At 70.1% G+C, this 25,475-nt stretch carries 22 protein-coding genes; 12 read left to right on the top strand and 10 right to left on the bottom strand.

Annotated elements, in window-relative coordinates; genetic code table 11:
* Positions 1–368: 368 nt before the first annotated feature.
* From OHO83_RS37455 to OHO83_RS37440, 4 genes are all read left to right on the top strand, one after another.
* Entirely contained in the window at positions 369–1,838 is a 1,470-nt protein-coding gene (locus OHO83_RS37455) for an aldehyde dehydrogenase family protein (protein WP_330280417.1), read from the top strand.
* A gap of 42 nt (positions 1,839–1,880) precedes the next feature.
* Positions 1,881–3,449 carry an APC family permease gene (locus OHO83_RS37450; RefSeq protein ID WP_330280416.1) on the top strand — a complete coding sequence of 523 codons (1,569 nt, stop codon included), beginning with the start codon at positions 1,881–1,883 and terminating at the stop codon, positions 3,447–3,449.
* Positions 3,450–3,469: 20 nt separating this feature from the next.
* On the top strand, positions 3,470–5,014 hold the full coding sequence (locus OHO83_RS37445; protein WP_330280415.1) for a GMC family oxidoreductase: 1,545 nt from the start codon (positions 3,470–3,472) through the stop codon (positions 5,012–5,014).
* Positions 5,015–5,149: 135 nt separating this feature from the next.
* Complete coding sequence (locus OHO83_RS37440; RefSeq protein ID WP_330280414.1) at positions 5,150–6,037, top strand: LLM class F420-dependent oxidoreductase; 888 nt, start codon at positions 5,150–5,152, stop codon at positions 6,035–6,037.
* A gap of 256 nt (positions 6,038–6,293) precedes the next feature.
* On the opposite strand, the gene OHO83_RS37435 is transcribed toward OHO83_RS37440, so the two are convergent.
* Positions 6,294–8,516 carry an NADP-dependent isocitrate dehydrogenase gene (locus tag OHO83_RS37435; RefSeq protein ID WP_330280413.1) on the bottom strand — a complete coding sequence of 741 codons (2,223 nt, stop codon included), beginning with the start codon at positions 8,514–8,516 and terminating at the stop codon, positions 6,294–6,296.
* 227 nt (positions 8,517–8,743) lie between these two features.
* Here OHO83_RS37435 and OHO83_RS37430 point away from each other — a divergent pair, with 227 nt between their 5' ends.
* From OHO83_RS37430 to OHO83_RS37415, 4 genes are all read left to right on the top strand, one after another.
* Complete coding sequence (locus tag OHO83_RS37430; protein WP_266667816.1) at positions 8,744–9,226, top strand: Lrp/AsnC family transcriptional regulator; 483 nt, start codon at positions 8,744–8,746, stop codon at positions 9,224–9,226.
* A gap of 25 nt (positions 9,227–9,251) precedes the next feature.
* Positions 9,252–9,950 carry an HAD family hydrolase gene (locus OHO83_RS37425; RefSeq protein WP_330280412.1) on the top strand — a complete coding sequence of 233 codons (699 nt, stop codon included), beginning with the start codon at positions 9,252–9,254 and terminating at the stop codon, positions 9,948–9,950.
* A 77-nt stretch (positions 9,951–10,027) separates the two neighbouring features.
* Positions 10,028–10,651, top strand: a complete 624-nt coding sequence (locus OHO83_RS37420) for a helix-turn-helix transcriptional regulator (protein WP_266667820.1) — start codon at positions 10,028–10,030, stop codon at positions 10,649–10,651.
* Positions 10,652–10,716: 65 nt separating this feature from the next.
* Entirely contained in the window at positions 10,717–11,694 is a 978-nt protein-coding gene (locus OHO83_RS37415; RefSeq protein ID WP_266667822.1) for a threo-3-hydroxy-L-aspartate ammonia-lyase, read from the top strand.
* Positions 11,695–11,738: 44 nt separating this feature from the next.
* Here OHO83_RS37415 and OHO83_RS37410 read toward each other — a convergent pair whose 3' ends face one another.
* Positions 11,739–12,383 carry a hypothetical protein gene (locus OHO83_RS37410; RefSeq protein ID WP_329436320.1) on the bottom strand — a complete coding sequence of 215 codons (645 nt, stop codon included), beginning with the start codon at positions 12,381–12,383 and terminating at the stop codon, positions 11,739–11,741.
* Between the two features lie 59 nt (positions 12,384–12,442).
* Positions 12,443–13,534, bottom strand: a complete 1,092-nt coding sequence (locus OHO83_RS37405) for a baeRF3 domain-containing protein (protein ID WP_330280411.1) — start codon at positions 13,532–13,534, stop codon at positions 12,443–12,445.
* 186 nt (positions 13,535–13,720) lie between these two features.
* Here OHO83_RS37405 and OHO83_RS37400 point away from each other — a divergent pair, with 186 nt between their 5' ends.
* Positions 13,721–15,181 carry a basic amino acid/polyamine antiporter gene (locus tag OHO83_RS37400; RefSeq protein ID WP_330280410.1) on the top strand — a complete coding sequence of 487 codons (1,461 nt, stop codon included), beginning with the start codon at positions 13,721–13,723 and terminating at the stop codon, positions 15,179–15,181.
* A gap of 40 nt (positions 15,182–15,221) precedes the next feature.
* Positions 15,222–16,484, top strand: a complete 1,263-nt coding sequence (locus OHO83_RS37395; RefSeq protein ID WP_330280409.1) for an arginine deiminase — start codon at positions 15,222–15,224, stop codon at positions 16,482–16,484.
* 20 nt (positions 16,485–16,504) lie between these two features.
* On the opposite strand, the gene OHO83_RS37390 is transcribed toward OHO83_RS37395, so the two are convergent.
* The 3 genes from OHO83_RS37390 to OHO83_RS37380 all read right to left on the bottom strand — a co-directional run bounded on the left by OHO83_RS37390 (position 16,505) and on the right by OHO83_RS37380 (position 18,686).
* Positions 16,505–17,368 carry a 3-hydroxybutyryl-CoA dehydrogenase gene (locus OHO83_RS37390; RefSeq protein WP_266667832.1) on the bottom strand — a complete coding sequence of 288 codons (864 nt, stop codon included), beginning with the start codon at positions 17,366–17,368 and terminating at the stop codon, positions 16,505–16,507.
* 66 nt (positions 17,369–17,434) lie between these two features.
* The gene (locus tag OHO83_RS37385; protein ID WP_389573678.1) at positions 17,435–17,848 is read right to left on the bottom strand and encodes a Zn-ribbon domain-containing OB-fold protein; all 414 of its coding nucleotides are present in this window, start codon (positions 17,846–17,848) and stop codon (positions 17,435–17,437) included.
* A 133-nt stretch (positions 17,849–17,981) separates the two neighbouring features.
* Complete coding sequence (locus OHO83_RS37380) at positions 17,982–18,686, bottom strand: TetR family transcriptional regulator (RefSeq protein WP_266667834.1); 705 nt, start codon at positions 18,684–18,686, stop codon at positions 17,982–17,984.
* Positions 18,687–18,791: 105 nt separating this feature from the next.
* On the opposite strand from OHO83_RS37380, the gene OHO83_RS37375 reads away from it, so the two are divergent.
* The gene (locus tag OHO83_RS37375) at positions 18,792–19,577 is read left to right on the top strand and encodes an electron transfer flavoprotein subunit beta/FixA family protein (RefSeq protein WP_266667418.1); all 786 of its coding nucleotides are present in this window, start codon (positions 18,792–18,794) and stop codon (positions 19,575–19,577) included.
* Between the two features lie 61 nt (positions 19,578–19,638).
* Entirely contained in the window at positions 19,639–20,601 is a 963-nt protein-coding gene (locus tag OHO83_RS37370; protein WP_330280408.1) for an electron transfer flavoprotein subunit alpha/FixB family protein, read from the top strand.
* 68 nt (positions 20,602–20,669) lie between these two features.
* On the opposite strand, the gene OHO83_RS37365 is transcribed toward OHO83_RS37370, so the two are convergent.
* The 4 genes from OHO83_RS37365 to OHO83_RS37350 form a co-directional block, all read right to left on the bottom strand.
* Positions 20,670–22,205: a DEAD/DEAH box helicase gene (locus OHO83_RS37365; protein ID WP_330280407.1), complete on the bottom strand. Its 1,536-nt coding sequence runs from the start codon at positions 22,203–22,205 to the stop codon at positions 20,670–20,672.
* A gap of 330 nt (positions 22,206–22,535) precedes the next feature.
* Positions 22,536–22,739, bottom strand: coding sequence for a cold-shock protein (locus OHO83_RS37360; protein WP_100598391.1), 204 nt, complete (start codon positions 22,737–22,739; stop codon positions 22,536–22,538).
* Between the two features lie 289 nt (positions 22,740–23,028).
* Positions 23,029–24,126, bottom strand: a complete 1,098-nt coding sequence (locus tag OHO83_RS37355; RefSeq protein WP_330280406.1) for an alkene reductase — start codon at positions 24,124–24,126, stop codon at positions 23,029–23,031.
* A 53-nt stretch (positions 24,127–24,179) separates the two neighbouring features.
* Positions 24,180–25,433 (bottom strand): MFS transporter, encoded by a 1,254-nt coding sequence (locus OHO83_RS37350; protein WP_266667843.1) that lies wholly within the window; start codon positions 25,431–25,433, stop codon positions 24,180–24,182.
* Positions 25,434–25,475 lie beyond the last annotated feature (42 nt).

Here is a 25,475-nt window from a genome sequence, read left to right as displayed (position 1 = left end):
GGGCCAATGGCCCAGTCAGGCGCTCCACGCGTGGGCCGGGAGGGGACCAATGGACCACAACGCACGGGACGGCGCACCGCCGGCCTCCGAACCGGCGGGCGAACACAGCCGGCGAGCCGCCCGCCCGCGAGCCGCCTCACTGGGACCCGCCGACTTCCCTGACATGGCACGAGCACCGCCGGGTGGTCGCGCCTGACGGCCGGCAACGGGACGCCTCTCACCTCACCGCCGGCCCCCGTGGTGCTGCGCCGACGACGCCGCGTACTTACTGTCGGTTGACGGAGCACCACACCGCGTGCCCGGGAGCAGGGTCGGGGGACCGGTCGTGCTCGGGAGCTGGACCGAACGTCCGACCCGGAGGAGTCTGCATGCCTGAGCTGTTCATCGGTGGCAGGTGGATCGCCGCCGTCGACGGGCGGGTGCGCGAGATCCGCTGCCCGGCCGACGGCACGCTGGTCGCCACGGTCGACGAGGCGGGTCCGCAGGACGCGGCGGCGGCGGTCGCCGCGGCCCGTGAAGCCTTCGACCGCGGACCGTGGCCCGCCACACCGGCGGCCGAGCGCGGCGCGCTGCTGCTGCGCGTGGCCGTCCTCATCGAGCGTGACAAGGACGCACTCGCCCGCGCCGAATCCCTGGACACCGGGAAACGGCTCGCGGAGAGCGAGTACGACATGGACGACATCGCCAACTGCTTCCGCTACTTCGGCAATCTGGTGGCCTCCGGGGGCACCGACCGGATCGTCGACACCGGCACCCCCGGCGTGGACAGCCGGGTGGTGCACGTGCCGGTCGGTGTGTGCGCGCTGATCACTCCCTGGAACTATCCGCTGCTGCAGACCGCCTGGAAGGTCGCCCCCGCGCTCGGCGCGGGCAACACCTTCGTCCTCAAGCCCAGCGAGCTCACTCCCCACACCGCGATCGTCCTGATGCGGCTGCTGGCCGAGACCGGGCTGCCCGACGGGGTCGCCAATCTCGTCCTGGGCACCGGTCCGGACGCGGGGGCACCGCTCACCGAGGACCCTCGGGTCGACATGGTGTCGTTCACCGGTGGTCTCGTCACGGGACGGCGCATCATGGCCGCGGCCGCGGCCACCGTGAAGAAGGTGGCTCTGGAACTCGGCGGCAAGAATCCCAACATCGTGTTCGACGACGCCGACTACGAGACGGCTGTCGACTACGCCCTGATGGCCGTGTTCCTGCACTCCGGTCAGGTCTGTTCGGCCGGGGCGCGGCTGCTGGTCCAGGACGGGCTGCACGACAGGTTCGTCGAGGACCTGGTGGCGCGGGCCCGGGCGATCCCGATGGGCGGCCCGTTCGACGAGGACGCCCGCACGGGTCCGCTGATCTCCGCCGCCCACCGCGACAAGGTCGAGGCGTATGTGGCCGCGGGTGTCGCGGAGGGTGCGGTGCTGCGCTGCGGTGGCGTCCGGCCCGACGACCCGGCGCTTCGGGACGGTTACTTCTATCCGCCGACCGTCCTCACCGAGTGCACCGCGGGCATGTCGGTGGTGCGCGACGAGTCCTTCGGACCGGTCCTGACCGTCGAGCGGTTCCGCGACGAGGCCGAGGCGGTCGCCCTCGCGAATGACACCGTCTACGGCCTGACCGGTGCGGTCTGGACGCAGAACGCCGAGCGAGCCGAGCGGGTCGCGTCCCTGCTGAACGCCGGGACCGTATGGATCAACGACTTCCACCCCTACGTACCGCAGGCCGAGTGGGGCGGTATGAAGCAGTCCGGCGTCGGCCGGGAGCTGGGTCCGACCGGCCTCGCGGAGTACCGGGAGGCCAAGCACATCTGGCGTAACACCGCGTCACGGCCGCAGCGGTGGTTCGAGTGAGCCCTGGGCACGCCACCACCCGCGCGGGAGAGGAGAACGGCGATGCCGGACATTCCGCCTGACGGACCTGGTCACGCCGCGAGTGGTCACGACCAGGACGCCGCGCTCACGGAGCTGGGCTACAAGCCCGAACTCAAGCGCACCCTCGGCAATTTCCACACCTTCGCCGCCGGAATCAGTTACATCTCCATCCTGACCGGCACCTTCCAGCTGTTCTACTTCGGCGTCAGCTTCGGCGGGCCGGCCTACTGGTGGTCGTGGCCGATGGTCTTCATCGGCCAGCTGATGGTGGCGCTGAGCTTCTGTGAACTCGCGGGGCGCTTCCCCGTCGCGGGGTCGGTCTACAACTGGGCCAAGCACACGGGCGGTCCGCACATCGGCTGGCTGGCGGGCTGGATGATGACGATCGCGACCATGGTGTCGCTGGCCGCCGTCGCCCTCGCGTACCAGCTGACGCTGCCTCAGATCTCGAGCGTCTTCCAAGTGATCGGCGACGGGACGGGACAGTACGACGCGGCCGCCAACGCCGTGCTCCTGGGCACGATCCTCATCCTCTTCACCACCCTGGTCAACGCCTTCGGCGTCAAACTGATGGCCACCATCAACTCCGCCGGGGTCTTCATCGAGTTGATCGCCGCGGTCGTGCTGGTGTGCCTGCTGGCAGCGCACATCACCCGCGGTCCGAGCGCGCTCCTCGACACCGGCGGCCACGGACAGGGCCAGCCGCTCGGCTACCTCGGCGCGTTCCTGACCGCGTCGCTCGCCTCGGCGTACGTGATGTACGGCTTCGACACCGCCTCCTCGCTCGGCGAGGAGTCCATCGATCCGGCCCGCAACGCTCCGCGCGCCATCCTGCGCGCGCTCATCGCCTCCTTCGTCCTGGGCGGCCTGATCCTGCTCTTCGCGCTGCTCGCCACCCCTGATCTGCAGGCCAAAGAGCTGTCGGTGGACGGTCTGCAGTACGTGGTGAAGGCCACGCTCGGCGAGACGGTCGGCCTGGCCGTGCTGTGGTGCGTCGTCATCGCCATCACGGTGTGCGCCCTGTCCGTCCAGACCGCCGGTCTGCGCATGGCGTTCGCGATGGCCCGTGACAACAACCTGCCGGCCGGCTCCCGACTGGCCAGGATCAGCCCGCGGTTCAGGACACCGGTGGTCGCCACGTGCCTGATCGGGATCGTGGCGATCGCCATCCTCGTCGTCAACGTCAAACAACCGCAGATCTTCTCGGTCGTCACCAGCATCGCCATCATCATGATCTACATCGCGTATCTGCTGGTCACGGGGCCGATGCTGGTCCAGCGGCTGCGGGGCGAGTGGACGCCCGCGCCCGGCTGCTTCTCACTGGGCCGCTTCGGCCTGCCGGTCAACATCCTGGCGGTGCTCTGGGGCGCCGCGATGTCGGTCAACCTGCTGTGGCCGCGCGCCGCGGTCTACAACGCCACCGGACCCCAGCACTGGTATCTGCGCTGGGGCGGCGTCCTGTTCGTCGGCGTCGTCGCGGCCGCGGGCTTCACCTACTACTGGTTCGTCCAGCGCAAGAAGACCGGCGTGATCGCCGAACACGCCGTCGGAGAACCCCCGGAGCCCGCGCCGGCCCAGGGCGGAGCCTGAGTCGAGAAGGAGCAGCAGAGGTGGATGAGTTCGATTACGTGGTGGTCGGCGGTGGTACGGCCGGGGCGGTCGTGGCCGCGCGGCTGAGCGAGGACCCGGCCGTCACTGTCTGTGTGCTGGAAGCCGGTCCCTCCGACGTCGGCGACGACAGCATCCTGCGGCTGGAGCGGTGGATGGCCCTGCTGGAGTCCGGTTACGACTGGGGCTACCCGGTGGAGCCGCAGGAGAACGGCAACAGTTTCCTGCGGCACGCCCGTGGCAAGGTCCTCGGCGGCTGCTCGTCGCACAACTCCTGCATCGCGTTCTGGGCGCCGGCCGAGGATCTCGACGAGTGGGGGACGCTGGGCTGTACGGGGTGGAGCGCCGCGGACTGCTACCCGCTCTACCAGCGCCTGGAGACCAACGACGCGCCCGGCGACCACCATGGCCGCTCCGGTCCCGTGACCATCCGCACGATCCCGCCCCACGACCCGTGCGGCAGAGCCCTGTTGGCCGCCTGCGCCGACGCGGGCATTCCCACCACGCCGTTCAACACCGGCTCCACGGTGGTGCGCGGCGCGCACTGGTTCCAGATCAACGCCCGTGAGGACGGCACCCGTTCGTCCGCGTCCGTGTCGTATCTCCATCCGATTCTCGACAGCCGGCCGAATCTGGAGATCCGTACCGGCCTCCAGGCCAGGCTGCTGCTGTTCGACGGCAACCATCGCTGCACCGGTGTCGAATACCTGGAGCCCGACACCATTCACAGCGGCTCGGTCGCGGCGCGGCGTGAAGTCATCGTGAGCTGCGGGGCCATCGACTCGCCGAAGCTGCTGATGCTGTCGGGCATCGGCCCGGCCGGGGACCTGCGCGACTGCGGCGTCGACGTGCGGGTGGACTCCCCCGGGGTCGGCTCGCATCTCCAGGACCATCCGGAGGGTGTGATCATGTGGGAGGCGAAGCAGCCCATGGTCACGAGGTCCACGCAGTGGTGGGAGATCGGCATCTTCACCGGAACCGAACCAGGCCTGGACCGGCCCGACTTGATGTTCCACTACGGCTCGGTGCCCTTCGACATGAACACGTACCGGCACGGCTACCCGACGACGGACAACGCGTTCTGTCTCACGCCGAACGTCACCCGGGCCCGGTCCATGGGCACGGTGCGGCTGCGCACCCGCGACTTCCGCGACAAGCCCAGGGTGGACCCGCGGTACTTCACGGATGAGCACGACATCCGGGTGATGATCCACGGGCTTCGGCTCGCACGGGAGATCACGGCGCAGGCGCCAATGGCCGCGTGGGCGGGGACCGAACTCGCCCCCGGCCCGGCCGCTCAGTCCGACGACGAGCTGTTCGCGTACATCAAGGAGACCCACAACACGGTGTATCACCCGGCGGGAACAGTCCGGATGGGCTCGGCGTCCGACGCGGACTCGCCGCTCGACCCGCAACTGCGGGTCAAGGGGGTCAGCGGGCTACGGGTGGCCGACGCGTCAGTCATGCCGTTCCTGCCTGCCGTCAATCCGTGCATCACGACGATGATGATCGGCGAGAAGTGCGCCGACATGATCAAGGCGGGTTGATCCGGGGAGTGTGTCGACGGTGCGGCCCGCCGGCGCGGCCCTCGCGCACGGCGTTGCAGTGATGGAATACAAGATCGCCTACGAGGGTTGCGGCAGACGTCGGACATCGATCCACCTGGCAGCGGGAGACAGCTCATGAGCTTCAGCGACAGCAGCAGCACGCAGACATCCGCGATCGGCAGGTACGGCCTGTGGAACTCCGGGCTGCGCGACCCGGACCCTGCTCGCGCGGCCGAACTCGCCGAAACCGCCGTGGAGTTGGAGCAGCTCGGCTACGGCGCGCTCTGGCTCGGCGGCAGTAGTGGCATCGAACACGCCGCCCCACTGATCGAGGCCACCTCGAAGATCACCGTCGCGACCGGCATCCTCAGCATCTGGCAGCACGAGGCGCGGGAGACCGCCGACCGCTGGGCCGCCCTGGAGGCCGCCCACCCCGGCCGGTTCCTGCTCGGCCTCGGCGTCAGCCACGCGAAGCTCACCGCGCAGTACAAGCGTCCGTACGGCGCCATGGTCGACTACCTCGACGCGCTGGACGCCGCGGGGGTCCCGGCCGACCGCCGCGTGCTGGCCGCGCTCGGCCCGCGCATGCTGGAGCTCTCCCGGGACCGTGCCGCCGGCGCCCACCCGTATCTGGTCACCCCGGAGCACACCGCTCAGGCCCGTGAGACGCTCGGCCAGGGGCCGCTGCTAGCGCCGGAGTTCACCGTGGTCCTGGAGGCCGACCCGGACCGCGCCCGGGCGACCGCCCGCGAGACGCTCGCGCTCTATCTGCAGCTGGCCAACTACACCAACAGCTGGCTGCGCCTCGGCTTCACCGAGGACGACTTCGCGAACGGCGGCAGCGACCGGCTCGTCGACGCCCTCTTCGGCTGGGGTGACGAGCAGCGGGTGCGCGAGCGGATCGACGCCTTCCTGGACGCGGGCGCGGACCATGTCGCCGTCCAGGTGCTGGCCCCAGGCGAGGACCGGGCCGGCCTGCCCCGGGAGCAGTGGCGGCGGCTGGCGGCGGCGCTGGAGCTCTGAGGCCAGGGGCTGAAATCCTCGCGCGAAATCCTGTGCCTCCCGGGCCTGCCCCTGTGGCACACCCCCTGCGCCGCGCACCCTCATACGGTTGAGGGATGACCGGCGGCGGTGATCCGCCCGGCCGCAACCACTCGGAGAAATGCGTGAGGTGAGGTGCGGGACATCGTTCCACCCGAACCGCGCATACGGGACCGCCCCGGTCGGCTGGTGCCGACCGGGGCGGAACGCGTCACGCCGGGAGCGCTGCCCGAAGTGCTCAGGCGAGCGACGCGATGGCCTGGTTGAACGTGGCCGACGGCCGCATGATCGCCGCGGCCTTGGTGGCGTCGGGCTGGTAGTAGCCGCCGATGTCGGCCGGCTTGCCCTGGACCGCGATCAGCTCGTCGACGATCGTCTGCTCCTGCTCGCCGAGGGTCTTGGCGAGCGGCGCGAACGCCTCGGCGAGCTGGGCGTCGTCGGTCTGCTTGGCCAGCTCCTGCGCCCAGTACAGGGCGAGGTAGAAGTGGCTGCCGCGGTTGTCGATGCCGCCCAGCTTGCGGCTCGGCGACTTGTCCTCGTTGAGGAAGGTGCCGGTCGCGCGGTCGAGGGTCTCGCCCAGGACCTTGGCGCGGGCGTTGCCCGTGGTGGTCGCGAGGTGCTCGAAGGAGACGGCGAGGGCGAGGAACTCACCGAGGCTGTCCCAGCGCAGGTAGTCCTCCTTGACGAGCTGCTGGACGTGCTTCGGGGCGGAGCCGCCGGCGCCCGTCTCGAACAGACCGCCGCCGTTCATCAGCGGGACGACGGAGAGCATCTTCGCGCTCGTGCCCAGCTCGAGGATCGGGAAGAGGTCGGTCAGGTAGTCGCGCAGGACGTTGCCGGTGACGGAGATGGTGTCCTCGCCGCGGCGGATGCGCTCCAGGGAGAACGCGGTGGCCTCGACCGGCGACATGATCTCGATCTGGAGACCGTCCGTGTCGTGGTCGGCCAGGTACGTCTTGACCTTCTCGATGAGCGTCGCGTCGTGCGCGCGGCCCTCGTCGAGCCAGAACACGGCCGGGTTGCCGGTCGCGCGGGCACGCGTGACGGCGAGCTTGACCCAGTCCTGGATCGGCAGGTCCTTGGTCTGGCAGGCGCGGAAGATGTCGCCCTCGGCGACCTCCTGCTCCAGGACCACGTTGCCCGCGGCGTCCACGAGGCGGACGGTGCCCGCGGTCCGGATCTCGAAGGTCTTGTCGTGGCTGCCGTACTCCTCCGCCTTCTGCGCCATGAGGCCGACGTTCGGCACCGAGCCCATCGTGGACGGGTCGAAGGCGCCGTTGGCGCGGCAGTCGTCGATGACGGCCTGGTAGACGCCGGAGTAGCTGCTGTCGGGCAGCACCGCGAGGGTGTCGGCCTCCTCGCCGTCCGGGCCCCACATGTGGCCGGAGGTGCGGATCATGGCCGGCATGGACGCGTCGACGATGACGTCGGACGGTACGTGCAGGTTGGTGATGCCCTTGTCGGAGTCGACCATGGCGAGGGCGGGGCCCTCGGCGATCTCGGCCTCGAAGGACGCCTTGATCTCGGCGCCCAGGTGGGGCACGGAGTCCAGGCCCTTGAGGATGGTGCCGAGGCCGTCGTTCGGGGACAGGCCGGCGGCGACGAGCGCCTCGCCGTACTTCGCGAACGTCTTCGGGAAGAAGGCGCGCACGACGTGGCCGAAGATGATCGGGTCGGAGACCTTCATCATCGTGGCCTTGAGGTGCACGGAGAACAGGACGCCCTCGGCCTTGGCCTTGGCGATCTGTGCCGTGAGGAACTCGCGCAGCGCGGCGACGTGCAGGACGGAGGCGTCGACGACCTCGCCGGCGAGGACCGGTACGGACTCGCGCAGGACGGTGGTGGTGCCGTCGGCGGCCGCCAGCTCGATGCGCAGGGTGCCGGGCTCGGCGATGACCGCGGACTTCTCGGTGGAACGGAAGTCGTTGGCGCCCATGGTGGCGACGTTGGTCTTCGACTCCGGCGTCCACTTGCCCATGCGGTGGGGGTGCGCCTTGGCGTAGTTCTTGACCGACGCGGGGGCGCGGCGGTCGGAGTTGCCCTCGCGCAGGACCGGGTTGACGGCGCTGCCCTTGACCTTGTCGTAACGGGCGCGGACGTCCTTGTCCTCGTCCGTCTGCGGGTCGTCCGGGTAGTCCGGCAGCGCGTAGCCCTGACCCTGCAGCTCGGCGACGGCCGCCTTCAGCTGCGGGATGGAGGCCGAGATGTTCGGCAGCTTGATGATGTTCGCGCCGGGCGTCTTGGCCAGCTCGCCGAGCTCGGCGAGCGCGTCGTCGATGCGCTGGCCCTCCTCGAGGCGCTCCGGGAAGCTGGCGATGATCCGTCCGGCCAGCGAGATGTCGCGGCTCTCCACACTGACGCCGGCGGTCGAGGCGTAGGCCTCGACCACGGGCAGGAACGAATACGTCGCGAGGGCCGGGGCCTCGTCGGTGTGCGTATAGATGATGGTCGAGTCAGTCACCGGGTGCTCCGCTCCACGTCTGCAACATTGCTCGACATCAAGATATCTCGTGACCGACCCCCTCTCGACAGGACCCCGCACCGGATACCGCACAGGATCCCGGGCGCTCCCCCCTCGCGGCCCTCCGAAGGCCGCCGTTTCACCCACTGGCTCGCGCAATCCCGGATCCGCTGGACCATTGGTACAGTCGTCCGGCGATCACCGCCCCGCGAAGGAGGCCGCAGCCCATGGCCGTGGACGAGTTGGACACCCGCATCCTGCGTCTCCTCCTGGAGCAGCCGCGTACGAGTGTGCGCGAGTACGCCCGCATCCTCGGCGTGGCCCGCGGCACGCTCCAGGCGCGGCTCGACCGGCTGGAGCGCGACGGTGTGATCACCGGCACCGGCCCGGCCCTCTCCCCCACGGCGCTCGGGCACCCGGTCCTCGCGTTCGTCCACATCGAGGTCACCCAGGGCCATCTCGAAGACGTGAGCGACGGGCTCGCCGGTGTGCCGGAGATCATCGAGGCCTTCTCGATCACCGGCGGCGGAGACCTCCTGACCCGCGTGGTGGCCCGCGACAACGGCCATCTGGAGGACATCGTCCAGCAGCTCAACCGGCTGCCCGGCGTGGTCCGCACCCGCACCGAGGTCGCGCTGCGCGAGCGGGTGCCGCACCGGGTCCTGCCGCTCGTCGAGGCGATCGGCCGGGCCGCCGCCGAGCGCCGCTGACCGCGGCCTTGTCATCCTGGAGCACATGAGCACCCTGGGCAGCACCGCGGTCGTCCTCGACCTCGACGGAACCCTCGTCGACAGCGAGCCGAACTACTTCGAGGCGTGCCGGCGCACCCTCGCCGAGCACGGCGTCCCGGACTTCTCCTGGCGGGAACACGAGTCGTACGTCGGCATCAGCACCCAGGAGACCATCGGGATCCTGCGCCGGAAGCACGGCATCCAGGCCCCGGTGGAGGCGCTGCTCACGGAGATGAACACCCGCTATCTGGCGCTCGCGCGCGTCGGCACGCCGGTCTATCCGCAGATGCGGAAGTTCGTGGAGCGGCTGCACGAGGAGGGGGTCCCGATGGCCGTCGCGTCCGGATCGTCGCCCGAAGCCATCGACGCGATCCTGGCGGGTACGGGCCTGGCCGCACAGCTCAGGGTCTGTGTCTCGGCGGACGAGGTCGCCCACGGCAAGCCCGCGCCGGACGTGTTCCTGGAGGCGGCGTGCCGGCTCGGCGCGATGCCCGCACACTGCACGGTGATGGAGGACGCGATCCCGGGCGCCGCCGCCGCGTACGCCGCGGGAATGCGCTGCATCGCGATCCCGTACGTGGCCGCGCAGGCCGACGATCCCGCGTTCGCCACGGCGGGGCTGCTGTTCCGGGGCGGACAGCGGGAGTTCACGGCCGAGGCCGCGTACGACTGGCTGGCCAGGACGGCGGCTCCGAGCACGTGACGACGTGATCACGTGAACTCTCCGCACGGCAATCGATCTCTCTGGACGGATCGTCCAGCTCTTTATAAACTGTCAGCATGTCCGAACCCGGTCACACCCATCTCATGGAGCAGCTCCAGCAGGTCGCCAAGGGCCTCGCGGCTACCTTCGCGCCGTTCTGCGAGGTCGTCGTGCACGATCTCGACGACCCTGACCACGCGATCGTCGCCATCGAGAACAACCTGTCGGGCCGTTCCGTGGGCGACCCCGCCACCGAACTCGGGCTCGCACGGCTGGCCGACGACGCCTACCCGCAGGTCGTGGCGAACTATCCGAACCGGTTCGCGGACGGCCGCCGGGTCAAGAGCACGTCGATCGGCATCAAGGACGAGCGGGGCCACTACGCGGGCGCGCTCTGCCTGAACATCGACATGACCGTCTTCGACGGCATCGGCACGGTGCTCGACCACTTCGGCCGCTCCGACGGCTCCGCGGCCCCCGCCGAGTCGCTCGACCCGGCGGGCGGCGACGCCATCCGCGCCCGCATCGACGCGTTCGCCGCCGACCGCGCGACCACGCCCCGCGCCCTGCGGACCACCCAACGCCGGGAACTCGTACGGGAGTTGAAGTCCCAGGGCTTCATGGAAGTACGCCGGTCGGCAGGCATCGTCGCCGACCACCTGGGTGTGTCGAGGGCGACGGTGTACGCGGACGCCAAATGAGCGGATGTCCCGTCCCGCACGCCCGGACGCCACATGAGCAGCTGCTGATCGAGAGGAATTCCCCCATGGCCGACCTGACGCCGACCGACCTGCCGACCTACGAGGACGTCGTGCGCGCGCACGAGCGCGTCGCCCCGTACGCCCACCGCACCCCCGTACTCACCTCGCGCCTCACCGACGCCGAACTCGGCGCCTCCCTCCACTTCAAGTGCGAGAACTTCCAGCGCATGGGCGCCTTCAAGTTCCGCGGCGCGTTCAACGCGCTGTCCAGGTTCTCCCCGGAGCAGCGCCGGGCCGGCGTCGTCGCCTACTCGTCCGGCAACCACGCGCAGGCCGTGGCCCTGTCCGCCGCCATCCTGGAAATGCCCGCGACCATCGTCATGCCGCACGACGCGCCCGCGGCCAAGCTGGCCGCCACCAAGGGGTACGGCGCGGAGGTCGTGATGTACGACCGCTACTCCGAGAACGTCGAGGAGATCGGGCACCGGGTCGCCGCCGAGCGGGGCCTGACGCTGATCCCGCCGTACGACCACCCGGATGTGATGGCGGGTCAGGGCACCGCGGCCAAGGAGCTGTTCGAGGAGGTCGGTGAACTCGACGCGCTGTTCGTGCCGTTGGGCGGCGGCGGCCTGCTCTCCGGGTCGATCCTCGCCGCCCGCGCCCTGTCCCCGGGCTGCGCGGTCTACGGCGTCGAGCCCGAGGCGGGCGACGACGGCAGGCAGTCGCTGCGCGAGGGCCACATCGTCGACATCGACACCCCGCAGACGATCGCGGACGGCGCGCAGACACGACACCTGGGCAAGCACACCTTCGCCGTCATCAAGGACGGCGTCGACGACATCCTCACCGCGACGGACGACCAGCTCGTCGAGTGCATGCGGATCTTCCACACCCGGATGAAGACCGTCGTCGAGCCGACGGGCTGCCTCGGCTTCGCCGCCGCGCGCGCCCTGGCCGGGCAGCTGCGCGGCCGCCGCGTCGGTGTGATCGTCAGCGGCGGCAACGTCGACATCGAGCGCTTCACGCAGTTGCTCCGGCCCTGAGACACCTCTCCGCGGCGCCGTGCTCTCCGCAGCGCCGCTCGGTCTCAGTAGCGCTGAGCCTTGGCGACCTTCGCGGTCAGCTTCAGCTCCGGGGGCTTGCGGCTGATGGCGAGGGGCTGGGCCCGCTCGCCGGGGTCGAGGTTCTCCGCGCCGACGTACCGGGTCTCGACGACCTTCCCGTCGGGGTCCTTGAAGTCGACCTGCACGGCGTAGTTCGCCTTCTTGTCCGTGCGGTTGGTGATGTTGACGACGACGGCGAACACGCCGCCCGTCTGGGACCGCGGCTTGCCGGTGAGGGCGACGTCGGCCGTGGCGTTGCCCTGACCCTCGACCTTCATGAGTTCGCTGGCGGCCGCGGCGTTGGCCCGTTCCACCTCGGCCGACACGGACGCCTCGAACTCGGAGGCCCTGGCCGAAGCGGAGCTCGCCGCCGCCGAGGCCTCCGCCTTCGCCGAGGCGACGGCCGACTTGGCGGACGACGCCATCGCGGACGGCGGGCTGCCGGAGAAGGAAGCCGTATTGGGGGGTGTCGGGCGCGGGCTGACGCTCGACGAACTGTTGTTGCCGTTGTCCGTGCTGCACGACACGAGGGCCGCGGCGCCTGTCGCGGCGGCGAGCACCGCGAGGGCGGCCGTCATGGACCGCCGCCGGCGCGGCGCTGGCTTCTTCCCGGGGGAACCGGCACTCATTCAGACGTCTCCTTGAATCTCTGGCTCTTCCGACACCTCCGACGGGGGTGCCGGCGAGGTCAATAGCGCATGATCCCGACGATTCCCGTCCCCTCCGGGAGGGTTGCGTCGGGGACGAAACGCACCTCGGCGCCCGTCTCCAGGGCCCGTTCGACGATCTCGTCGACGATGTCGTCGTGGGCGTCCAGGTCGCCGGGCTCGGCCGGGACCAGGTGCTCGCCGTCCTGCCGGACGGTGGTGCGGAAGTGCTCCTCGACGACGAGTGCGCGGACCCGCCCGGCGGCGACGTGCTCCCAGACCTCGTCCACGCCCGCGGCGAACTCCTTCCAGCCCCGGGCGCGCTCGATGTCCGCCATGGTGGTGGCCACGCTCTGCTGCTCCTGTGCGGTGACGGCGGACCGTACCGCCTCGCGCACCGCTTCCGCGCCGGCGTTCGCGAGCCCGCCGTGGGCCACGGGAACGGCGTGCTCGGTGGCGGTTCCGACCTCGTTGAGCAGGGTGACGGCCTCCTGCTCACCGGCGACGTACAGCCGCCCCGTCGGAGCCGGGGTCTCGCCGAGCGCCGTGTCGACCTGCCGGAGGAACTGGCGGGTCTGCTCGTCGCGGTAGGTGCTCGGCAGGTCCCCGATGCGCTCCTTGCGCTCGGCGTCGGGGTCGTCGAGGCTCCGGGTCAGCGGGAATCCGGCGGTGTGCTGCTCCACCAGGCGCCGCGCGTCGCCCCTCCACAGCGCGGCGCGGTCCGCCGAGACCGCGAGGACCCAGTAGGGCTGTTCGGCGGTGTACGCGGCGACGAGATTGCGGGTCAGATACGTGTCGGCGAGTACGACGCGTTCGGGGACGGTGCGCGGCAGCGACCACACGTGGTGCTCGCCCGGCGAGGCGAAGATCGCCAGACCGTCCTCGGCGTGGTCGAGGTCGATCTCCGCGAGCGCCAGATCCAGCTGCTGGACGACGTCCTGGCGGCGCTCCGGGGTCACCGCGGGATCGGCCTCCAGCTCCTTCGCCGCACCGGCCAGCAGATTGCGCAGCCGGATGGGGTCCTGCGCGTTGTCCGGCTTGCGCCGGTGCGTGGGCAGGAGGACCGACACCGCCGGATAGTGCCGGGGCCGGCGCAGCGACGTGAGTACGGCGGGTGTCAGTTCGGGCTGCATGCGACCGCCTTTCCGGAGGCGTGAGGCTTCACAAGGCTTCCTCGATGCACGATATGCCCGAAATTCCCGTTCGGCGCGCGGCGTTGCTCCCCCTGCCGTCCGTGCGCCCCTCAAAGGGACATACAGCACATTTTGTGAATATGGTCATCCCCTGTCGGTTCCAACGCCCCACGGCCAGAGGAAGACATGACGCAGGCAGAAGGCTCCCTCGCCGCCGACCGGCCCGAGCAGTCACCCGCGGCCAAGCTGACCCTGCTCACGCTGACGACGATGGTCGTCGGATCCATGGTCGGTGCCGGCGTGTTCTCCCTGCCGAGCCGCTTCGCGCAGGAGACCGGCGTGGCCGGCGCCCTGATCGCGTGGGCCATCGCCGGCACCGGCATGCTGATGCTCGCCTTCGTCTTCCAGAAGCTCGCCGTCCGCAGGCCCGACCTGGACGCGGGTGTGTACGCGTACGCCAAGGCCGGGTTCGGCGAATACCTGGGCTTCTTCTCCGCGTTCGGCTACTGGGCCAGCGCCTGCGTCGGCAATGTGACGTACTGGGTACTGATCATGTCGACCATCGGCGCGATCGCCCCCGCCCTCGGCGACGGCGACACCGCCCTGGCGATCATCCTTTCCTCCGCGGGGCTGTGGGCGTTCTTCTTCCTGATCCGGCGCGGCGTCAAGGAAGCCGCCACGATCAACCGCATCGTCACCGTCGCGAAGGTCGTGCCGATCCTCGTCTTCGTCCTGCTGGCCCTCTTCTGCCTCAAACCGCATGTCTTCGCGGAGAACTTCGCCGGCGCCGACTACGCGGGCTCACTGTTCCACCAGGTCAGAGGCACGATGCTGGCCACGGTCTTCGTGTTCCTCGGCGTCGAGGGCGCGAGCGTCTACTCCCGCCACGCCAAACGCCGCGAGGACGTCGGACGCGCGACCGTGCTGGGTTTCCTGAGCGTCTTCGCCGTCTTCGCCTCCGTCACGATCGTGTCGTACGGCATCCTGCCGATGGGCGAGATCGCCGAGCTGCGCCAGCCGTCCATGGCGGGCGTCCTCGAGGAGGCGGTCGGCACCTGGGGCAAGGTGTTCGTCAGCGTCGGCCTGATCGTCTCCGTGCTCGGCGCCTACCTCGCGTGGACGCTGATGGCGGCCGAGGTCCTCCTCGTCGCCGCCCGGGACAGTGACATGCCGCGGTTCCTGGCCCGCACGAGCAGCGCCGACGTTCCCGTGCCCGCACTCGTGATGACCACGGCCCTCTCCCAGGTCGTCCTCGTCATCACCTCGTTCTCCGACGACGCGTTCAACTTCGCGCTCGATCTGACGAGCGCCCTGTCGCTGATCCCGTTCCTGCTGGCCGCCGCGTTCGCCGTGAAGATCGCGGTGCGGCCGGACGCACTCACGGTCGCGGCCAACGGCTCGCGCGGCGAACTCGTCGTGGCGGGCCTCGCGACCGTCTACACGGCGTTCCTTCTCTACGCGGCCGGGATGAAGTTCGTCCTGGTGTCCTTCATCGTCTACGCGCCCGCCACGGTCCTCTTCGTGATGGCCCGCCGCGAACAGGGCAGGCGCCTGTTCTCCCCCGCCGAACTCGTCATCCTCGCGGTGTCCGTGGCCGGAGCCGTCCTTGGTGTCATCGCCCTGGCGGCCGGCTGGATCAGCCTCTGACCGGCCCGCCCGTCACACCGACTCTCTGGAAAGGCACATCGTGACCAGCAACGACACCACGGCCGAGCCGGCCCTCGGCGTCCACTCCGAGGTCGGCACGCTGCGCAAGGTCCTGGTCTGCGCGCCCGGCCTCGCCCACCGCAGGCTCACCCCGACCAACTCCGACGACCTCCTCTTCGACGACGTGATGTGGGTGGAGAACGCCCAGCGCGACCACGCCGACTTCGTCAGCAAGCTGCGCGGACGCGGCGTCGACGTCGTCGAACTGCACGAACTGCTCACCGAGACCATGACGATCCCCGAAGCGAAGGCCTGGCTCCTGGACCGCAAGATCGTCGCCAACGAGGTCGGCCTCGGCCTCATGGACGACACCCGGTCCTTCCTCGACGAGCTCAGCCCGCACCGTCTCACCGAGTATCTGATCGGCGGCCTGGCCACGACCGACCTGCCGGACGAGTTCCGCTCCGACTACGTCGCCCTGGTCCGCGAGTCGACGGGCGTACGCGAGTACCTGATGCCGCCCCTGCCCAACACCCTCTACACCCGCGACACGACCTGCTGGCTCTACGAAGGCGTCACCCTCAACCCGCTGTACTGGCCCGCACGCCACGACGAGACCCTGCTGATGAAGGCGATCTACACCTTCCACCCCGACTTCACCGGCTCCACCGTGTGGTGGGGGGACCCCGAGCGGGACTGGGGCCAGGCCACGTTCGAGGGCGGCGACATCATGCCCGTGGGCAACGGCGTCGTCCTGATGGGCATGAGCGAACGCACCTCACGCCAGGCGATCACGCAGGTGACGGCCGCCCTGTTCGAGAACGGCGCGGCGGACCAGGTCATCGTCGCCGGCATGCCGAAGCTGCGCTCCGCCATGCACCTGGACACCGTCTTCACCTTCGCCGACCGCGACATCGTCACGCTCTACCCGGTCATCATGGACGCCGTCCACACCTTCACGCTGCGCCCCGGCGATGATCCGTCCGGCCTCCACATCACCGACGAGGGCTCTCGCCCCTTCGTCGACGTCGTGGCGAAGGCGCTCGGCGTCGGCGCACTGCGCGTGATCGAGACCGGCGGCGACGTCTACGCCTCCGAACGCCAGCAGTGGGACAGCGGCAACAACGCCGTCGCGGTCGAGCCGGGCGTCGTCGTCACGTACGACCGCAACACGCAGACGAACACGCTGCTGCGCAAGGCGGGCGTCGAGGTCATCACCATCGTCGGCGCGGAACTGGGCCGCGGCCGAGGCGGCGGGCACTGCATGACATGCCCGCTGATCCGGGACCCGGTCGACTTCTGACCGGTGCCGACTGCGGCGGCTCAGCTGTCGTACGCGTAGAAGCCGCGCCCCGACTTCCGGCCGAGCGCGCCCGCGGCGACCATGCGGCGCAGCAGCGGCGGGGGCGCGTACAGCGGCTCCTTGAACTCGTCGTACATCGACTCCGCGATGGACTGGGCCGTGTCGAGGCCGATGAGGTCGAGGAGGCGCAGCGGGCCCATGGGATGCGCGCAGCCGAGCACCATGCCGTTGTCGATGTCCTCGGCGGACGCGGCCCCCGACTCCAGCATCCTGACGGCGGAGACGAGGTACGGGATCAGCAGGGCGTTGACGACGAAGCCCGCCCGGTCCTGAGCGTGGACGACGGTCTTGCCGAGCCGCCGCTCTGCGAAGTCCGTCACCGCGTCGGTGACGCTCTGCGCGGTGAGCTGCGTCGGAATGACCTCGACGAGGCGCTGTACGGGTACGGGGTTGAAGAAGTGGACGCCGACGACCTGCTGGGGGCGTGAGGTGACCGCGGCGAGGTCGATGATCGGGATGGAGGAGGTGTTGGAGGCGATGACCGCGTCCCCGCCCCCGAGCACCCGGTCGAGCTCCTTGAACACGGCGATCTTCACGTCGGGCTGCTCGGCGACGGCCTCGACGACCAGGTCACGGTCGGCGAACTCGTCGAGGTCGGTGGTGAACTCCATTCTGGCCAGGGCGGCTTCGCGCTCGTCCGCGCTCAACTTGCCGCTGCGCAGGCCGCGGTCGAGGGACGCCGTGACACGGGACCGGCCCGCCGCAAGCGCCTCTTCGCCGCGCTCGGCGACCAGGACGTCGAGACCGGCGCGGGCGCAGACCTCCGCGATGCCCGATCCCATCAGGCCGCAGCCCACCACGCCCACTCTGCCGAACTCACGCATCGAAGATCCTCCTCTCTTGCGGCCGCCCGCGGTTGCCGGGCCTCCAGTTGTCGCCATTCGGCAGAGTCACTGCCAGTCGGTGCGCCCACCCGTGTCACACAGTTCGAAGACCACTTCCCCGGCGTCGGGGTCGCTGCCGGCCACGGGTCGCACACGGGCGCCGATCCACACCAGGTTCGGGGCGGCACCGACGACACGGCACCGGAACACGAAGCCTTCCGGGAAACGGACGAGGGACTCGTTGCGCGCCGTCCCCGTGTACCGGTTCACGACGCTGGACTGCACGACGACGCCAAGACCGTCGCTGTGTTCGGCCTGCAGATCGCTCGACGCGCACACCGGACACAGAAGCCGCCTGAAGGAGGCGGTGCCGCACCATCGGCAGCGCTGGATCGTCAGGCCGGTCCCGTCGGGCCCGGTCGGCGCGGTGTGGGACACCTCGTGCCCGATCGGCGCGGTGTGGGTTGCTGTCTCGGACACGGCTCGGCCCCCTGCGCTCGGCTCTGATGCGCCGCACCATCGCGTCGGCGCCTTCGCACCGTATGGCACTGAGTTCCACGCTGTAAAGGTACTGAGTGCCAAATTAAGCAGGATCCGTCTCCGGACCGAGTCCTCAGCCCTGCCCCAAGGCCGCTTCGATCCGCTGCACGACCTGCCACATCGGGGCACCCTTCGGGGCGACCATCACGACGACTTCGTCCTCGGCGGCGCGCGGGGCCGCACCCTGGTCCGCGCCACTCCACACACCGCGCACCATCCCCAGAGCATGGTCCACGGCCGCGTACGGGTCTCCCTCACCACCCGAACGGAGCCAGGAGCGGAGCCCGTTGTTATGGGCGGCGACGACGGACGCGGCGATCACCTCGGCCCGCAGCGCGCCGTCCCGCTCCCCCTCGAATCGCTCCCGCAGATAGCCCGCCAGGGTGCGCTCGTAGCGCCGCACCACCGACAGTTCGTACGTCCGCAGCCCCGGCACCTCGCGCGTGAGGCGGTAGCGCTGCACGGAGAACTCGGGGTTGGCCGCGTACATCCGCAGCACGAGGCGCGCCGCGTCGGAGACGGTACCCACCGGGTCGGTGCCGTCGGCCTCTTCGAGGAAGGCCGTCATGTCGGCGAGGCAGCGCTCGTGATCCGGGAAGACCGCGTCCTCCTTGGACGGGAAGTACCGGAAGAACGACCTGCGCCCGACACCCGCACGGGCGACGATGTCGTCGACCGTGGTCTGTTCGAAACCCCGGTCGAGGAAGAGCTGGAACGCCGCCTCGGCGAGCACCTCGCGCATCGGCGCCTTCTTGGCCGGTCTGGTCGCCTCAGTCATGCCGGGAACGTAACACCGAAGCGGCCCCTCTGGCACCACGTACCTTGCCAGAGGGTACTGAGTGCCATAGTGTCGCTTTCAGGAACCAGAGGCAGGAGAGCCGGCGTGAGCTTGAGGATCGTTGTCACCGTGAAGTATGTGCCGGACGCGACGGGGGACCGGCATTTCGCTGATGATCTGACGGTGGACCGTGATGATGTGGACGGTCTGTTGTCGGAGCTGGACGAGTACGCGGTCGAGCAGGCGTTGCAGATCGCGGACGGGGCGGACGATGCGGAGATCACCGTGTTGACGGTGGGTCCGGAGGACGCGAAGGACGCGTTGCGCAAGGCGTTGTCGATGGGCGCGGACAAGGCGATCCATGTCGAGGACGACGATCTGCACGGCACGGACATCGTGGGCACGTCGCTGGTGCTGGCGAAGGCGATCGAGAAGGCCGGTTTCGATCTGGTCGTGTCCGGTATGGCGTCGACGGACGGCACGGCGGGTGTGGTGCCGGCGCTGCTCGCGGAGCGGCTGGGTGTGCCGCAGGTGACGCTGTTGTCGCAGGTGTCGGTCGAGGGCGGTGTGGTGAAGGGCCGTCGTGACGGTGACACCGCCTCGGAGCAGGTGGAGGCCTCGCTGCCGGCGGTGGTGTCGGTGACCGACCAGTCGGGCGAGGCGCGTTACCCCTCGTTCAAGGGGATCATGGCGGCGAAGAAGAAGCCGGTTCAGTCCTGGGACCTGTCGGATCTGGACCTGGAGGCCGACGAGGTGGGTCTGGCGGGTGCGTGGACGGTCGTGGACGCGGCGGCCGAGCGTCCGGCGCGCAGCGCGGGCACGATCGTCAAGGACGAGGGCGAGGGCGGCAAGCAGCTCGCCGAGTTCCTCGCGGGCCAGAAGTTCATCTAGCCCCGCCCGTCCCATCGCCCCCTTAGCCCTCATCTTTCGCACGCAGGAGAGAAGAAGTCCCATGGCTGAAGTTCTGGTCTACGTCGATCACGTGGACGGTGCCGTCCGCAAGCCCACCCTGGAGCTGCTGACGCTGGCCCGCCGCATCGGTGAGCCCGTCGCGCTGGCGCTGGGTGCGGGTGCCGCCGGCACCGCGGCCGTCCTGGCCGAGCACGGCGCCGTCAAGGTCCTGACCGATGACGCCTCCGAGTACGCCGACTACCTGGTCGTGCCGAAGGTCGATGCGCTGCAGGCCGCCTACAACGCGGTGTCCCCGGCCGCGGTTCTGGTGCCCTCGTCCGCGGAGGGCAAGGAGATCGCCGCCCGTCTCGCGGTGCGGATCGGGTCGGGTGTCATCACCGACGCCACCGACCTGCAGGCCGGCGAGCAGGGTCCGGTTGCCACGCAGTCGGCGTTCGCCGCCTCGTTCACGACCACGTCCCGTGTGGCCAAGGGCACCCCGGTCATCACCGTCAAGCCCAACTCGGCTCCGGTCGAGCCGGCTCCGGCGGCCGGCACGGTCGAGGCCCTGACCGTGTCCTTCTCCGAGCAGGCGAGGGGCACGAAGGTCGTCTCGCGCACGCCGCGTGAGTCGACCGGGCGTCCGGACCTGACCGAGGCCGCGATCGTGGTCTCCGGTGGCCGTGGCGTCAACGGCGCGGAGAACTTCGCACTCATCGAGGCCCTCGCCGACTCCCTCGGTGCGGCCGTGGGTGCCTCGCGTGCCGCGGTGGACGCGGGCTGGTACCCGCACTCCAACCAGGTCGGCCAGACCGGCAAGAGTGTGTCCCCGCAGCTGTACATCGCCAACGGTATCTCCGGCGCGATCCAGCACCGGGCCGGTATGCAGACCTCGAAGACCATCGTCGCGGTCAACAAGGACGCCGAGGCCCCGATCTTCGACCTCGTCGACTACGGCGTCGTCGGCGACCTCTTCGACGTCGTCCCCCAGCTCACCGAGGACATCACCACCCGCAAGGGCTGACAGCAGCAGAACGGCCGGAGGCCCTGGACCGATATGGGTCCAGGGCCTCCGGCCTTCGTGCGTATGCGTCAGCCGGCGCGGCGGACCCGCGCGGCCTTGCGGGCGTCCGCGAGCTGGCGGGCCTCGGAGGTGCGGCGCGAGTCACCACCGGCGCGGCCCGGGCGCGAGCCCATGCCGCGGAACGGGGCACCGCCGCGCTTGGGGCGCTCCGCGGCCGGCGCGGTGCCGGTGACCGGGACGCCGGAGGGCGCCTGAGCACCGGTGATACGGCTCAACTCAGCCTCGCCCGAACGGACTTGGGTGATCTGCGGCCGGATGCCGGCGTCGCGCATGAGCCGGCTCATGTCGCGGCGCTGGTTGGGCAGGACCAGGGTGACGACGCTGCCGGACTCACCGGCGCGGGCCGTACGGCCGCCGCGGTGCAGGTAGTCCTTGTGGTCGCTCGGCGGGTCGACGTTGACCACGAGGTCGAGGTTGTCGACGTGGATGCCGCGGGCGGCGACGTTGGTGGCGACGAGCGCCGTGACCGTACCGGCCTTGAACTGGGCCAGGGTGCGGGTGCGCTGCGGCTGGGACTTGCCGCCGTGCAGGGCTGCGGCCCGCACGCCGCTGCCGAGCAGGTGCTTGGTGAACTGGTCGACGGCGTGCTTGGTGTCCAGGAACATGATGACCCGCCCGTCGCGGGCCGCGATCTCGGTGGCGGCGGCGAACTTGTCGGCGCCGTGCACATGCAGTTCGTGGTGTTCCATCGTGGTGACGGCGCCCGCCGACGGGTCGACGGAGTGGACGACCGGGTCGTGCAGGTAGCGGCGCACCAGCAGGTCGACGTTGCGGTCCAGCGTCGCCGAGAACAGCATGCGCTGCCCCTCGGGGTGCACCAGGTCGAGCAGCTCGGTGACCTGCGGCATGAAGCCCATGTCGGCCATCTGGTCGGCCTCGTCCAGGACGGTGATCTTCACCCGGTCCAGACGGCAGTCCTTGCGCTCGATGAGGTCCTTGAGGCGTCCGGGCGTCGCGACGACGACCTCGGCGCCACCGCGCAGGGCACTGGCCTGACGGCCGATGGACATACCGCCGACGACGGTGGCCATCCGCAGCCTCAGCGACCGGGCGTAGGGGGTGAGCGCCTCGGTGACCTGCTGCGCGAGCTCGCGCGTGGGGACGAGGATCAGACCGAAGGGCTGCTTGGCGTCGGCGCGCTGACCTGCGAGGCGCGCGAGCAGAGCGAGCCCGAAGGCGAGGGTCTTGCCGGAGCCGGTGCGGCCGCGGCCGAGGACGTCCCGGCCCGCGAGCGAGTTCGGCAGGGTGGCCGCCTGGATCGGGAACGGCACGGTCACACCGAGGCCGGTGAGCGTCTTGAGGATCTCGGCCGGCAGGTCGAGCTCACCGAAGGTCTCGACGGCGGGAAGGGCGGGCGTGACGGTGACGGGCAGCGCGAACTCGCCCTGCGGCGCGGCGGGCCTGCGCCCGTAGCCGCCGGAGCTCTTGCCGCCGGGGCGTCCCTGGCCCTGGCCCTGGGGTCGAAAACGGGCGCCCCGGTCGCCGCCGGCGGAACCCCTGCGGGGGTTGGAGTAACGGTCGTTCGTGCGAGCTGAACGGTTCATGGAGAACCTTCCTCGATATGGCACGTATCGAGGAATTCCCGGCGCATGAGTGCCGGACGAATTGCAAGAACGAGCCGAATAGCAGACTGAAAAACAGCCGGCGCGCCGGTACGGAGAATGGCGACGCCTGACGTCGGAATGCTGGGATTCCACTGCGGCAGGCGGCCCTCGGACGGGCCGGATCAATGGGGTGCGGGGGTCTTGGCGCCCCGCCGGGGTGGTGTGCCACCCGGTGGTCGTGTCTACCCGGGCGGGATGCCCCGCAAACAGCAACGAGCTGGTGCCCGTACCACCAGGGTACGGGCACCAGCTGCGCTCAACGCTTCAGCGTCAGGCGGGAACGATGTTCTCCGCCTGCGGGCCCTTCTGGCCCTGCGTGACATCGAAGTTCACCTTCTGGCCTTCCTGAAGCTCACGGAAGCCCTGGGTGGCGATGTTCGAGTAGTGGGCGAAGACGTCGGGGCCGCCACCCTCCTGCTCGATGAAGCCGAAGCCCTTTTCCGAGTTGAACCACTTCACGGTGCCAGTAGCCATATGCAAATTCTCCTTCGGGGCAGTGCCCGGGGCCCACACTGTGCGGACCTCGGCGTCGCCGCAATGATTGCCCCGCCCGGAAAAAATGCATCCGGAAATAGAAAAGCGCCCGGCAACGTGAAGTTACCTAAGGCACTTGAAGTATCTATGGGAACCACAACTGCAACTGAGATCAAGACTAGCACGGACCGGGCTTCGGAGCACGGTGAGCCAGAATATTTCGCGCGTCGCCGCGAACCTTCACCCCGGATTGAGCAAATCCAGGGGCCCCGGGCGCCTGATATTCACTTCATCGGCGGCTGCCGGACAGGAACGGATAGTCCGTGTAGCCCGTCTCCCCTCCTACGTACATCAGGTACCGGTCCCTGACCTGGTTGAGCGGCGCGCCCACTCGCAGCCGCTCGACCAGGTCGGGGTTGGCCAGGAACGGGCGGCCGAGCGCCACCAGGTCGGCGCCGGCGGCCAGGAGACGCTCGCCCTCGCTTCTGCCGCCGTCGGCGGGAATCCGCTCCCTCGGCAGCACGGGGTTGGCGATCAGCGTGCCGGTCCAGCGCTTGCGGAGGTCCTGGAAGAGCGGACTGTCCGGGTCGGCGAAGACGATGTGCAGATAGGCGAGGTCCAGGTCCGAGAGGGCGTCGACGAGCGCGGGGTAGATGTCGTCGGTGTCTCCCTCGTCCATGCCGTTGACGGTGAGTCCCGGAGAGATCCGCAGGCCCACCCGCTCGGGTCCGATCGCGTCCGCGACGGCACGCACGACCTCGACCACGAACCTGACGCGGCCCTCGACCGTTCCGCCGTAGGCGTCGGTGCGGTGGTTGGTGCCCCGGCCGAGGAACTGGTGGAGGAGGTAGCCGTTGGCGCCGTGCACCTCGACGCCTTCGAAGCCCGCCGCCACGGCCTTGCGGGCGGCGTCGGCGAAGTCGGCCACGGTGGTGCGGATGTCGTCGGACGTCATCTCCCTCGGTATGACGGCGGGCCGGTGGCCGGTCGCGGTGTGAATGGTGTCGGGGAGCGGCACCGGTGAGGGGGCGATCGGGGTCAGGCCGCCGCTGTTGTCGGGGTGGCCGATCCGGCCGCCGTGCTGGAGCTGGAGGAACATCCGGCCCCCGGCGGCGCGGACCTCGTCGGTCACGTGTCGCCAGCCCTCGACGTGGGCCGCGCTGTGGATGGCCGTGATGTTGGCGTAGGTCTGCCCTACGGCGTTGGGCGTGGACGCCTCGGCGATGATCAGGCCCGCGGTGGCGCGCTGGGCGTAGTAGGTGGCCATGACGGGCTGCGGGACGCCGTCCGCGGAGGCGCGGTTACGGGTCATGGGCGCCATGACGAGGCGGTTGGGCAGGGTCAGCGCGCCGAGGCGGGCGGGGTCGAAAAGGCGGGACGTCGTCATGGCGGTGCTCCTCGAATCGGGGTGAGTGGTGTGACGGGGTGCGGTGTGGACGTTCATGAGGTGCGCGCCGTGCGGCGGGCGGGGAATCCGTGGGCGCGGGCGGCGACGACCACGGCGAGCACGGGAACCAGGAGCAGGAGGACCGTCCAAGGGAAGGAGCGGGATCCGACCAGGTCGAGGAGGATCCCGCCGGCGATTCCGCCGCAGGCCATGGCCACGTTCCAGAGGGTGACGAGCATGGCCTGCGCGGCGTCCGCCGACTCTCCTCCCGCGTCACCCGCGGCGGTCTGCAGGAGCGTGGGGGCGCCGCCCCAGCCGAGGCCCCACAGCGTCACGGCCGCGTACACCAGGGCGGAACTGTCGGACGGCAGGGCCAGGACGGCCGCCGCCACGGCGACCAGCAGGGCGGCCGCGACCGTCAGGGCGCGCAGGTGGCGGTTGATCAGTGCGCCCACGATCCAGATGCTCGCCAGGGACGCGGTGCCGAAGACGAGCAGCACGAGATCGGTGGAGTTCCCCATGCCGACTCCGTCGAGGAACGTCGCGACGAACGTATAGAGGACGGTGTGGGCGAGGACGAAGACGAGGGTGACGAAGAGGACCGGGGACACGCCGGGGACGCGGAGCGCCCGGAGCATCGGCGGCCGCGCTCCCTGTCGCTGTCCTGGCTGGTCGGGGACGGTCGCGGCGATCCAGCCGAGGAGGGCGACGGTGAGGACGGTCATGCTCAGGAACGCGATCTGCCAGTTCACGGCCTTGCCGAGGAACGTGCCCGCGGGAACGCCCAGGGACAGTGCGACCGGGATGCCCGCCATCGCGATCGCGATGGCCCTGCCCTGGAGGTGGGTGGGCGCGAGGCGCCGGGCGTAACCGGCGAGCAGCGCCCAGGCCAGGCCGGCCGCGACTCCGGCCACGAAGCGGGCCACCATCGTGAGGGGGAAGTTCGTCGACAGCGCGGTGACCGTGTTGGCGACGCCGAACCCCGCCATCGCCGTCATCAGGAGACGCTTGCGGCGCCATCCGGCGGTGGCCGCGGTGAGGGGGATCGCCGTGAGGGCGGTGCCGATCGCGTAGACCGTCACGGTCTGCCCGGTGGCCGACTCGCCGACGCCCAGGTCACGGCTCATCGCGGGCAGCAGACCCGCGGGCAGGGTCTCCGTCAGGCTCGTGACGAAGACGGCGGTGGCGAGGGCGAGCAGGGCGAGGAGGGGCAGCTCGCGGTTCTCGGTGGTGTCCCCGGCGGGGGCTGGTGAGGCGTCGGGGGGTGTGCGGGTCGACTCTGTTCGGGTGACGTCTGTTCCGGTCATGCGACGACAGTGCAGGTCGGGACTTCGGGAACGCTGACGGTC

Origin of the sequence: Streptomyces sp. NBC_00569 (assembly GCF_036345255.1) — a bacterium.
Classification (GTDB): domain Bacteria; phylum Actinomycetota; class Actinomycetes; order Streptomycetales; family Streptomycetaceae; genus Streptomyces.
This window is presented reverse-complemented; position numbering and strand designations above follow the sequence as displayed.

What these genes read in the sequence shown, in the direction of transcription:
- OHO83_RS37410 (WP_329436320.1), bottom strand. Translation starts at nt 12,383, where the DNA reads ATGAGTGCCGGTTCCCCCGGGAAGAAGCCAGCGCCGCGCCGGCGGCGG.
- OHO83_RS37405 (WP_330280411.1), bottom strand. Translation starts at nt 13,534, where the DNA reads ATGCAGCCCGAACTGACACCCGCCGTACTCACGTCGCTGCGCCGGCCC.
- OHO83_RS37360 (WP_100598391.1), bottom strand. Translation starts at nt 22,739, where the DNA reads ATGGCTACTGGCACCGTGAAGTGGTTCAACTCGGAAAAGGGCTTCGGC.
- OHO83_RS37450 (WP_330280416.1), top strand. Translation starts at nt 1,881, where the DNA reads ATGCCGGACATTCCGCCTGACGGACCTGGTCACGCCGCGAGTGGTCAC.
- OHO83_RS37365 (WP_330280407.1), bottom strand. Translation starts at nt 22,205, where the DNA reads ATGAACCGTTCAGCTCGCACGAACGACCGTTACTCCAACCCCCGCAGG.
- OHO83_RS37355 (WP_330280406.1), bottom strand. Translation starts at nt 24,126, where the DNA reads ATGACGACGTCCCGCCTTTTCGACCCCGCCCGCCTCGGCGCGCTGACC.
- OHO83_RS37455 (WP_330280417.1), top strand. Translation starts at nt 369, where the DNA reads ATGCCTGAGCTGTTCATCGGTGGCAGGTGGATCGCCGCCGTCGACGGG.
- OHO83_RS37415 (WP_266667822.1), top strand. Translation starts at nt 10,717, where the DNA reads ATGGCCGACCTGACGCCGACCGACCTGCCGACCTACGAGGACGTCGTG.
- OHO83_RS37425 (WP_330280412.1), top strand. Translation starts at nt 9,252, where the DNA reads ATGAGCACCCTGGGCAGCACCGCGGTCGTCCTCGACCTCGACGGAACC.
- OHO83_RS37350 (WP_266667843.1), bottom strand. Translation starts at nt 25,433, where the DNA reads ATGACCGGAACAGACGTCACCCGAACAGAGTCGACCCGCACACCCCCC.
- OHO83_RS37430 (WP_266667816.1), top strand. Translation starts at nt 8,744, where the DNA reads ATGGCCGTGGACGAGTTGGACACCCGCATCCTGCGTCTCCTCCTGGAG.
- OHO83_RS37390 (WP_266667832.1), bottom strand. Translation starts at nt 17,368, where the DNA reads ATGCGTGAGTTCGGCAGAGTGGGCGTGGTGGGCTGCGGCCTGATGGGA.
- OHO83_RS37440 (WP_330280414.1), top strand. Translation starts at nt 5,150, where the DNA reads ATGAGCTTCAGCGACAGCAGCAGCACGCAGACATCCGCGATCGGCAGG.
- OHO83_RS37400 (WP_330280410.1), top strand. Translation starts at nt 13,721, where the DNA reads ATGACGCAGGCAGAAGGCTCCCTCGCCGCCGACCGGCCCGAGCAGTCA.
- OHO83_RS37380 (WP_266667834.1), bottom strand. Translation starts at nt 18,686, where the DNA reads ATGACTGAGGCGACCAGACCGGCCAAGAAGGCGCCGATGCGCGAGGTG.
- OHO83_RS37370 (WP_330280408.1), top strand. Translation starts at nt 19,639, where the DNA reads ATGGCTGAAGTTCTGGTCTACGTCGATCACGTGGACGGTGCCGTCCGC.
- OHO83_RS37420 (WP_266667820.1), top strand. Translation starts at nt 10,028, where the DNA reads ATGTCCGAACCCGGTCACACCCATCTCATGGAGCAGCTCCAGCAGGTC.